This window comes from Pseudomonas sp. NFACC43, from assembly GCF_900119645.1.
In the GTDB taxonomy this organism is placed as follows: domain Bacteria; phylum Pseudomonadota; class Gammaproteobacteria; order Pseudomonadales; family Pseudomonadaceae; genus Aquipseudomonas.
Window position 1 is genome coordinate 1 of record NZ_FPKK01000012.1, and the last position, 11656, is coordinate 11656.

The 11656-nt window shown below is 65.4% G+C and carries 3 protein-coding genes; all 3 read left to right on the top strand.

Features of this window, described 5'->3' with window-relative positions:
- Positions 1-2706: condensation domain-containing protein (locus BT179_RS19535; protein ID WP_256343855.1), on the top strand; the 2706-nt coding region annotated here is incomplete at its 5' end.
- A gap of 310 nt (positions 2707-3016) precedes the next feature.
- On the top strand, positions 3017-4300 hold the full coding sequence (locus tag BT179_RS19540) for a glycosyltransferase (protein ID WP_072431537.1): 1284 nt from the start codon (positions 3017-3019) through the stop codon (positions 4298-4300).
- A 91-nt stretch (positions 4301-4391) separates the two neighbouring features.
- Complete coding sequence (locus tag BT179_RS19545) at positions 4392-11651, top strand: amino acid adenylation domain-containing protein (RefSeq protein WP_072431536.1); 7260 nt, start codon at positions 4392-4394, stop codon at positions 11649-11651.
- Positions 11652-11656 lie beyond the last annotated feature (5 nt).

Genomic DNA, 11656 nt, shown 5'->3' on the forward strand with positions numbered 1-11656 from the left:
ACCGAAATCGCCATTGCCGAGATCTGGAAAGGCTTGCTGCACCTGGATCAGGTCGGCCGCCACGACGGCTTCCTCGAACTGGGCGGCCACTCCCTGCTGGCCGTGCAATTGCTTTCGCGGCTGCGCCGCAAGCTGGGTGCGCGGATCAGCCTGCGCGAGCTGTTCGAAGCACCGACCGTGCGCGGCCTTGCCGCGCTGGTCAACGCCGCGTCGCCCAGCGAATCGGCATCGATTCCCCTGGCCAATCGCTCGGGACGCCTGCCGCTGTCGTTCTCCCAGCAACGCCTGTGGTTCCTCGATCATCTGGATCACGCGGCGGGCGCCGCCTATCACCTGCCGCTGGCCTTGCGCCTGAAAGGGCCGCTGGACAAGTCCGCCCTGCAGGCCACCCTGGACCGCCTGGTGGCGCGCCATGAAACCCTGCGCACCCGTTTCGAACTGGTGGATGGCGAACCGGTACAGAAGATCGCTCCAGCCGATTACCGCTTCCAACTGGAGCAACAAGACCTGCGCTCGCTGCCGGCCGACGAACGCAGCGCCACGCTGGAACGCCTCGGCCAGGTGAATGCGACGCAACTGTTCGACCTGAACCGGGGACCATTGATGCGCGGCCATCTGGTGCAATTGGCGGATGAAGAGCATGTGTTGTTCATGACCTTGCACCACATCGTGTCCGACGGCTGGTCCAACAGTGTACTGGCCCGTGAAGTGAGCGCGCTCTACAGCGCCTTCAGTCAGGGGCACAAAGACCCGCTGCCGCCCCTGGCGCTGCAATACGTGGATTACGCCGCCTGGCAGCGCAAGTCCCTGGAAGGCCCGGCGCTGCAGGCGCAGATCGATTTCTGGCGACAACACCTGGAGGGCGCGCCCGCGCTGTTGAACCTGCCGTTGGATCGCCCGCGCCCGGCGATCCAGAGCTATGCCGGCGGTATCGTCGAGTGCGCGTTCACACCGGCACTCAGTGCGCAGTTGCGCGCGTTCAGCCAGGCCCGGGGCACCACGTTGTTCATGGTGCTGCTGGGCGGTTGGGCAGTGCTGATGAGCCACCTGAGCGGCCAGTACGATGTGGTGGTCGGCACCCCTGTCGCCAATCGCCAACGCCCCGAGCTGGAGGCACTGATCGGCTTTTTTGCCAATACCCTGGCATTGCGGGTCGACACCGGGCGCGACAGCCGTGTCGAAAACCTGTTGGAACGCATCAAGCAGCAGACACTGGCGGCCTACAGTCATCAGGACCTGCCTTTCGAACAGGTGGTCAGCGCCCTGCAACCAACCCGCAGCATGAGTCACAGCCCGTTGTTCCAGGTGATGCTGAGCCTGGACAACACGCCGCCGTCACCGCTGCAACTGCCAGGGCTGGACGTGCAGACCCTGGAAAGCCCACACAACACCACTCAGTTCGACCTGTCCCTGTCGTTGATCGACAACGGCGAGCGCATCGGTGGCAGCCTGCAGTACGCCAACGACCTGTTCGACCGCGTCACCGTGCAGAACATCGCCGGACTGTTCGCCACGGTCCTGGAACAGCTGGTCGCCGATCCCCGCCAGTCCCTCGGCCAGTTGCTGGACAACCTCCCGATGCTGGTGCGCTCGGCCAGCGCCACGCAGCAGCCGGAAAGCCTCGCGGACAGCCCGGTCCAGGCCCTGCCCTACGAGGCGCCGCAAGGCGATACCGAGATCGCCATCGCGGCGCTCTGGCAGGACCTGTTCAAGCTGGAACAGGTCAGCCGGCATGACGATTTCTTCAGCCTCGGCGGCATTTCGTTGATGGCGGTGCAGATGGCTTCGCGGCTGCGCAAGGTGCTGGGCAAACCCATCGCGGTGCGTGACCTGTTCGTCGAGCCGACCATCGCCGGTTTCGCCAGGACACTCGACGGCCAGGCACGACCGGGCGCCCACGGCAATCTGGTGCCGATCCGGCGGACCGGCTCCCAGCGGCCATTGTTCCTGGTGCATCCGTTGGGCGGTGAGGTCCAGTATGCGCGGGACCTGGCGTCGGCACTCGATCCCCAGATGCCGGTCTACGGCCTGGCCGCCAGCGGCCTGGTGGCGGGGGAGGCGCCGCTGTCGGATGTCGGCGCCATGGCCACGCGCTACCTGGCCGCCATCCGCCAGGTCCAGCCGCAAGGGCCGTACCGGATCGCCGGTTGGTCGGCCGGTGGGCTGATCGCCTATGAAATGGCACGCCAGCTCCAGGCCGGTGGTGAAGCCCTGGAGTTCCTCGGCATCATCGACGCATCGGCACGCCCTGATCCGGTCCCGGCGCCGGCGGTGAGCGAGGCTCAGTTCCTGATGGCCTGGCTGCCCGAGCAGATCGACCCCGACCTGTCCCGGCAACTGACGGCGCTGGCCGAGGACTGCGCCATCGAGGCGATGCTGGCGCTGTGCACAGCCAATCGCCTGTTGCCCGAGGAGCTGCCTCACGACATCGATGCCGGCCTGTTGCGCACGCACCTGGCGGTGGCCTATGCGACACGGCAGGCCATCGGTGCCTATGTCAGCCCGCCGAGCCCGCTCAAGGTGTCGTTGTTCACAGCCAGTGACCAGCAACGCAGCGATCCGACCCTGGGCTGGCGCGCACTGCTCCAGGATCGGGTGAGCGTCACGGCCCTTCCCGGCACTCACAACACCGTGGTCAAGGCTCCCCATGTCACCGGGCTGGGCGAGGCGATTTCCCGGGAGCTGAGGACTGCCATGGCGTCATGACCCACCCAGTGGGCGTGGTCCAGCCTGCAGGGCGATGGCCCGGTCAGTCTCGACGATGACCGGGCCATCGCCGCGCGGGTTTGCCTGCGACGGCAATGGCCCAGACAGCTGCAAGGTGTCTGGCTCGACACTTTCGAAGGTCGGCCCGCCGTCACGAGGCTCCCATGGCCTGGCAACTGTCCCGGTTTTCCGCCACAGACTTTTCCCGCCGGGCCATGCTTAATAACCACCAAGGCTGAATCGTTTTAGTGGCTGGAGTCCACGAACGCTCATCCGTTGCGTAACCCACGATCACTCTGGAGGGAGCCTTATGCATGTGATCATTACGGCCGTCGGCTCAGCCGGTGACGTCCATCCTTTTGTCGGCATCGGTCGCACCCTTGCGGCGCGCGGGCATCGGATCACGTTTTGCGCCAGCGCCGCGTTCGCCCCATTGATAGAACGCTGCGGCTTCGAGTTCCTGCCCTTGGGCACCCGTGAAGAATATGACGAAGTCATGGCCGACCCGGCCCTCTGGCACCCGCGGACTTCGTTGCCGACGCTCTGGAAAACCATCGCCAGCACCCTGCGTGAACAGTATCGACTGCTGGAACAGGCCTGCGACGACGAAACCGTCATGCTGGGTTCCTTGTGGGCGTTTTCGGCGCGTCTGCTGCATGAGAAGCACGGCATTCCCCTGGTCACCGCCCAGGTCTCGCCATTCGGCTTCTGGTCCGCCGCGGCGCCTTCGACCCATCCACCAGGCACCAACCTGCCAGGCTTCGTGCCTTATCGGATGAAGCGCCTGCTGCTGGGCCTCATCGAACGAGCGTTCCTGGATCGGGTCATGGCGCCGCAACTCAACAGTTTCCGTCAGGAGCTGGGATTGCCTGCGGTCAAACGCATCATCAGCCAATGGATTTCCTCGCCGGATCGGGTACTGGGGCTGTTCCCGCAGTGGTTCGCCCCGGTGCAGCATGACTGGCCCGCGCAGACGGTGCTGACCGGCTTTCCGCTGTTCGATGAGTCGGGCTTCCAGCAGATGGACGCCGAACTGCAAGACTTCCTGGACGAGGACAATCCGGTGGTGTTCACCCCGGGCTCGACCATGGTCAACAGCGAGCAGTATTTCACTGCGGCGGTCCAGGCCCTGAAGCAAGTGAATCGGCGCGGCGTATTCCTCACCAGCCAGCCAGTCGACCCGGCGGTGTCCGCCCAAGGCCGGATCCTGGTGCGGCGCTATGTACCGATGAGTCGCATCCTGCCCCAGAGTGCGGCCCTGGTGCATCACGGAGGCGTCGGGACCACGGCGCTGGCCATGGCGGCCGGCGTGCCGCAGATCGCCACGCCGTTCGCCCACGACCAGTTCGACAACGCCGCGCGGATGGAGCGACTGGGTTGCGGTTTGCGCGTATTTCCGCCCGCCTCCGCCGAATCGCTGGCCGCGGCGCTGGACAAGGTCTTGAACAGCCCCGACGTGCGCGCCAGCTGTGATCGCTATCGCGCGCTGATCGCCAGTGGCGACAGCGCCTGTGAAGCGGCGGCGCAGCAAGTCGAAGCCCTCGCCCGCCGGGCCACGCACGGCACCGCGCCGAAACGCTACCAGGTCGCATAAGCCCACCCAGGCACAGCGTGCGCAGGGATGAACCCGCCACCGACAGCAAGCGCCCGGATGCCTGCTGTCGGCTTTGAAAAGGACAACGGACATGGACGTGCTTTACCCGCTTACCGCCCCGCAACTGGACATCTGGCTGGATCAGGTGCTGCATGGAGACAGTCCGCTGTACAACATCGGCGGCTACGCGCGCATCAATGGCGCGGTGGATGCCTCGAGACTGCGACAGGCCATCGACCAGGTGGTCGCCCGCCACGATGCCCTGCGCATCCATCTGGTGCCCGGTTCGGCCGAACATCCCATGCCGCGCCAGCGCTTCCTGGCGTCGGCGAGCGTACCGCTGGCCCTGCACGACGTGTCGACGCAAGCCGATCCGCAAGCCAGCGCCCTGGCCTTGTTGCAAGGGAACCTGCAAACGCCGTTTTCCTTCGACAGCGGGCTGCTGTTTCGCGCCGTCCTGATCAAGGTCCGCGAAGACCTTCATTACTTCTTCATCAATTGCCATCACCTGATCATCGACGGCTGGTCCTTCGCCATGATCGGCCGGGCCATCAGCCAGGCCTACACCGACCTTTCGGTGTCGCCGGCCCCCCTGGAACCAGCGCCGACCTATCAAGCGTACATCGAGCAACAGCGAGCCGACAGGGACTCACCGGCCTTCCAACGCCAACGCCAGTACTGGCTGGACAAATACAGGACGGTGCCCGAACCCTTGCTCGCGCCTCGTTACCAGGTCCAGTCCGGCCAGCGCCTGGCCCCCAGCCGAAACCATGCCTGGCGCCTGCCGCGAGCGTTGTACGACCGTCTTGGCGAGCGGGCGAAGGCCTGCGGACAAGCGACGGTGTTCCACGCCATGCTGGGCCTGTTGTACAGCTACTTTGCCCGAGTGACCCTGCGCGATGAAATCGTGATCGGGCTGCCGATCCTCAACCGCGCCAATGCCGCGCACAAGGCCACGGTGGGGCTGTTTGTCGGCATGAGCCCGGTACGCCTGAGCCTGGGTACCGAGTCAAGCTTCAGCGAGCTGGTCTCAAGGATCGCCCTGACACTCAAGCAGGACTACCGCCATCAACGTTTTCCCTTGAGCGAACTGAACCGGGAACTGGGCTTGCAGCATCAGGGCCGCCGGCAGCTGTTCGACCTGGTGGTGTCCTACGAACAGGACCAGGACACCTGGTACGCAACGGCCCCCGCGCAGCCGGTCAAGCTCAGCAACGGCTACGAACAGATGCCCCTGGCGATGCACATCCGCGAAGCGGCGCCGGACGACGATGTGTCGATGCATTTCATCTACAACGAAGCCTACTTCGATGCCACGCAGATCGAGGCGATGCAACAGCGCTTCATGCATATGCTGCAGGGCGTGGTCGATGATTTCGACGTGCCGGTCAAGGCTCTCGACCTCATGCCACCGGCCGAACACCAGTTGCTGGCGCAGTGGAACCGCACAGCCGTCGACTACCCCAGGGACGTGCTGCTGCACGGGCTGATCGAAGCCCAGGTGGCCGCGCGCCCGGAAGCGATAGCGGTACGTTTCGAGAGCCGGGCACTGACCTATGATGCGCTGAACCAACAGGCCAACCGGTTGGCCCATGCCCTGATCGAGCAAGGCATCGGCCCCGACGCCCGAGTCGCCATCTGCCTGGAGCGGAGCCTGGAAATGGTGGTGGGCCTGCTGGGGATCCTCAAGGCGGGCGCTGCCTATGTCCCCCTGGACCCCGGATATCCCGCCGACCGCCTGGACCACATGCTCAAGGACAGCGCTCCCGGCGTGCTTGTCACCACCCGGGGGTTGCTGGCGAACCTGCCCATGGTGGATGTGCCTGTGCTGTGCCTGGACACCGACCTCGACCGCCTGGCCCGGCAACCGACGCACAACCCGGACGCCAGGGCCCTGGGCCTGACACCCCGGCACCTGGCCTACGTGATCTACACCTCAGGCTCCACCGGCCTGCCCAAAGGCGTCATGAACCAGCATGACGGCGTCGTGAACCGCCTGCTCTGGGCTCGCGATACTTACCGGGTGGACGAGCACAGTCGGATCCTGCAGAAAACCCCCTTCAGTTTCGACGTCTCCGTCTGGGAATTCTTCCTGCCCTTGCTGAGCGGCGCGCAACTGGTGGTCGCGGCCCCCGGCGGTCACCAGGATCCCCGCTACCTGATGGACATCATGGCTGGCGCCGGCATCACGTTGCTGCATTTCGTGCCGTCGATGCTGCAAGTGTTCCTGGACCAGGTCGAGCCCCAGCGCCTGTCGGCCCTGCAGCAAGTGCTGTGCAGTGGCGAAGCCTTGCCCCATGCCCTGCAGGTGCGGTTTTTCGAGCATTTGCCGCAGGTGCGACTGCACAACCTGTATGGCCCCACCGAAGCGGCCATCGACGTCACTGCCTGGCAGTGCCGGCCCGACGTACACCCCGGCATCGTCCCGATCGGACAGCCGATCGCCAATATCCAGCTGTATGTCCTCGACGCGAACCTGCAACCGCTGCCGCCCGGCATCGCCGGCGAGCTGCATATCGGCGGCATCGGTGTGGCGCGAGGTTACTTCAACCGGCCGCAGCTCACCGCCGAGCGGTTCGTCGGCGACCCGTTCCAGGCCGATCCCCAGGCGCGGCTGTACAAGACCGGCGACCTGGCTCGCTGGCTGCCCGATGGCAGTCTCGAATACCTGGGGCGCAACGACTTCCAGGTGAAAATCCGCGGCCTGCGGATCGAACTCGGCGAACTGGAGGCGCGCCTCGTTACCTGCGAAGGCGTGAAGGAAGCGGTCGTGATCGCTCGCCAGGCAGGTGAAGGCGATGCGTACCTCAGCGCCTACCTGGTGGGCGAACCCGGGCACGAACTCTGCCCGCAGGCCCTGCGCGAGGCCTTGCGCCGACAGGTGCCCGACTACATGGTGCCCCGGCACCTGATCCAGCTTGAACGACTGCCCCTGAACGTCAACGGCAAGCTGGACCGAAAGGCCCTGCCCGAGCCCGAACAGACCTTCGGCAGCAGCGATGCGACGGCGCCGCGTACCCCCCTGGAACGGATGCTGGCCGACCTCTGGGCAGAGAACCTGGACCGGCCGGCGCCGGGCATCCACGACAACTACTTCATGCTGGGCGGCGACTCGCTGAAAGTCATCCATTTGCAGATCAAGGCACGTGAACAAGGGATCGGCCTGACACTGGCCCAGGTCTATCAGCACCCGACCATCGCGCAGCTGGCCCACAGCATCCAGGCCCAGGCCATCTCGCCGATCCCCCTGCTGCCGTCGATGCACGTGGCACCGTTCGCCCAGGTCCCCGAGGCGATTCGCCTGGCCCACGAAGGCGAGTTCGACGATGTGTACGCGGCCTCGCAGTTGCAGGTCGGGATGATCTATCACTCGATGATGCATCCGGACTCGGCGATCTATCACGATATCTTCCGCTATCGCCTGCGCCTGCACTGGGATCCGATGGCCTGGCAGCGTGCCTGCCAGGCGCTGATCCAGCGCCACCCGGCGTTGCGCATGTCGTTCGACATCGGTCACGCCGAAGTGCCCATGGCCCGGGTACACCCCGTGGTCGAAGCCCCCGTGCAGGTTGTCGATGCACGCTCGCTGAGCCCCGATGCCCGCGCCCAGGCCATCGCCCGCTATGTGGATGAACGCAAGCGTTATCGCGAGGATTGGCAGCAGGCCCCGTTGTATCAGTTCTGTGTCTTCGTGGCGGCGCAGGAAATCGACCTGGTGCTGAGTTTCCACCATGCGATTCTCGACGGTTGGAGCGTGGCGACCCTCATGCGCGACCTGATCACGCTCTACACCTCGACGCAAGGCTCGGACGCCCTGCCCGCGCTGACGACCACGCCGGCCGATTTCATCGTCCTGGAGCGGGAGGCCATGGCCGATGATGCCCATCGCCAGTTCTGGAGCGAATACCTGCGCGAGGCGCCCACCGCGTCCATGACCAGCTGGGTGCCCGTGGCGGCCCCGGATACGACGCCGCACCGCTCGGCCTACCGGGAGCTGCCTGGTGCGGATCTGGCGCGGCTCGAAGCGTTCTGCCGCGACCAGGACCTGCCGTTGCGCGCCGTGCTGCTGGCCGCCCACGGTTTCGCGCAAGCCATCATGTCCAACCAGAAAGAAGTGCTGTGCGGTGTCATCAGCCATGGCCGGCCGGAGTTCGAGGACGCGGCCTCGGTCCTGGGCCTGTTCCTCAACACCCTGCCCCTGCGCTTCAACGCCCAGGGCCAGAGTTGGCTGGAGATGATCCGAGGGTTGATCGGCGAGGAGCAGCAGGTCTTCCCCCATCGGCGTTATCCGTTCGCCCTGATTCATCGCGACACCGCCGTTGCGCTGAACGTGGTGTTCAACTACGTCGACTTCTATGTACTCAAGGACATGCTGACCCAGGGTGACGAGATCCTGGTGGAATGGGACACCACGGAAGCCAGCAACTACGACTTGCTGACCACCATGGGCCGCCACCCGGGCAATGGTTCGCTGATGCTGAAAATGGACTATTGCACGGCCCGCGTCGCCACGAGCCAGGTCGAGGCCTATGCCGAATACCTGTTGCGCACCCTTGAGTCGATCGTCGCCGAGCCCACTGCGGTGCCCCGCATTCCAGCCTGGCTTCCCCAGATCGAACAAGCCACGCCGGTGACCGCTCCCCGGCACAATCTGTCGACCCTGCTGCAGGAGAGCCTGGGTCGCCACGACGAGCAGATCGCCCTGAGCTTCGAGCAGACCCGCCTGTCCTACCGTGAGCTGCGCAACGGTTGTGCGCAGCTCACGCAGTGGCTGCACCGGCAGGGTATCGGCCAGGGCGATCGGGTGGCGATCATGATGCCCCGCTCCCCCGAGCTGATCGTCGCCCTGCTGGGTGTCGTCCAGGCCGGCGCGGCCTATGTGCCGATCGACCTGAGTTACCCCCACGACCGCATCCGGCTGATCCTGGAAGACTCTCAGCCCAGCCTGGTGCTGTTCGCCGACGCCTCGGCGCACCTGGCGCCCCTGGCCAGCCAGGGAGTGAAGCGCCATTGGGACAGTGTCGTCAGCGAGTTCGACGATGACCTTGCACGCCACCTCGCGCTGGTTTCCACCCTCGCCGCCACCATCGCCGACGAAGATAACGCCTACGTGCTCTATACCTCGGGCTCGACGGGACGGCCCAAGGGCGTGGCGATGCCTCACCGCGCACTGACCAACATGATCCTCTGGCAGAACCGCCGACAGGACGAGGACAGCAGCGCCGCACCGCTGAAAACCTTGCAGTACTCGCCCATTTCGTTCGACGTGTCGTTCCAGGAAATCTTCTCGACCCTGTGCTGCGGCGCGCAACTGGTCTTGATCGATGAAGGGCTGCGCTACGACTTCATCCGCCTGCTGAAATTCATCGGCGAGCACGCGGTCAATCGCCTGTTCCTGCCCTACGTCGCCTTCCAGGGCCTGGCGGAAGTGGCCCAGCAACTGGGCATTCGCCCCGTATCGCTGCGCCAGATCAGCGTGGCTGGCGAACAACTGAAGATCACCGGCGAAATCCGCGCCCTGATCGATGGCCTCGACGATTGCCGGGTGGAAAACCACTACGGCCCGACCGAAGCCCACGTGGTCACGAGCCTGAAGCTCGAAGGCGCCACCGCGACCTGGCCGAGCATGCCGCCCATCGGTGCGCCAATCGACGGGGTTCGCATGCATGTGCTGGACGCAGCGGGCGAAGCCTGCCCGGTCGGGGTCATGGGCGACCTGTACATCGAGGGCACCTGCCTGGCGAACGGCTACTGGAATCGACCCGACCTGACTGACGAGCGCTTCGTCTATCGCCAGCTGGACGGCCGGACCCGGCGCCTGTACGAAACTGGAGACATCGGTTTCTACCTGCCCTGGGGCGACCTGGTCTACCAGGGACGCAGCGACGCCCAGGTCAAGATCCGCGGCTATCGCGTCGAGCTGGGCGAGATCGAACTGGCGATGCTCGGCTCCGCCCGGTTCGGCGCGGACATTCAACAGGTGGCGGTCATCGACAAGACCGCCGCCGACGGCACGCGCTACCTGGTGGGCTTCGTCCAGGCCATGCCGGGGTGCCAGCCGGATCTCGACCAGCTCAAGGCCGAAATGCGCCTGGCCCTGCCCGACTACATGGTGCCGAACACCCTGGTCGGCATCGCCCGGATACCCCTCGGCCCCACCGGCAAGATTGACCGGCGACGCTTGCAGGAAGTCGATGTGCAGCACACCTCCCAACGTCCGTTCACCGGCCCTCGCACGGTCGCCGAGGACCTGCTGCAAGCCTACTGGCAGGAAACCCTCGGCCTGGAACGGATCAGCGTGCACGACAACTTCTTCGAGCTGGGTGGCAACTCCCTCAAGGCCGTGCAGCTGGTCGCCATGCTGACCCGGCACCAGGGCTTCGCGCCGTCGCTGTCCGATTTCATCCAGGCACCGACCATCGCCGAATTTGCCCAGGTGCTGCAACAGGCCGGTACCGCGCCCGCCGAAACCGGCGCGCTGGTGGACTTCAAGAACGCCAGCCGGGCACCGACGCTGTTCCTGGTCCACCCCATCGGCGGGCATGTGCTCTGCTATGCCGCCCTGGCCCGGGTGCTCAAGGACCAGGTCCATCTCTATGCGCTGCAGGCTCCGGGCACCTGGGATGAGCGTGGCCCGTTGCACTCGGTACGGGCCCAGGCGGTGCATTACGCCGACGCCATCGAACAGATCGCGCCCCAGGGCCCGCTCAATATCGGTGGCTGGTCCTACGGCGGGGTCGTGGCGTATGAACTGGCGAGCGAGCTGCAACGGCGCGGCCGGCGCCTGCACAACGTGTTTCTGCTGGACACCATCGTGCGCGTCAAGCAAGGCGACGTGCAGATCGAGCGCAGCGAATTCATGAACTGGTTCATGTGGGAACTGCTCAGCGGCGATGGCCAGAAAGAATACGACTACCAGGCGCTCGACTTCTCTGCCATGCAAGACCAGCAAGCCTTCGAGGCGATCAGGCGGCACGCCATCGACCGCGGCGTTTTCGACCAGACCCTGACCCTGGCCACCCTGGACCAGTTGTTCCGGGTCTTCCATGCGAACTGGCAGTCGTTGCTGGACTACCGCTTTGCGCCACTGGATCTGCCGATCACGCTGTTCGCCGCGGATGTGCAGTTGCCCGAGGTGCTGCAAGCCCCCCACGAACTGGTGGGCACCGCCTTCGACGATCCGTATCGCGGCTGGCGCTCGATCGCCCCCCAGGTACAACGGATCGCCGTGGAGGGCGACCACCTGACCATGATGCGTGAACCGCACATCGTCCGGGTCGGTGAATTCATCAAGCTACGCATGGACGCGGCCCGGACCGAGCACATCGGATCCCGGACGGCAATCGTTTGAACGCC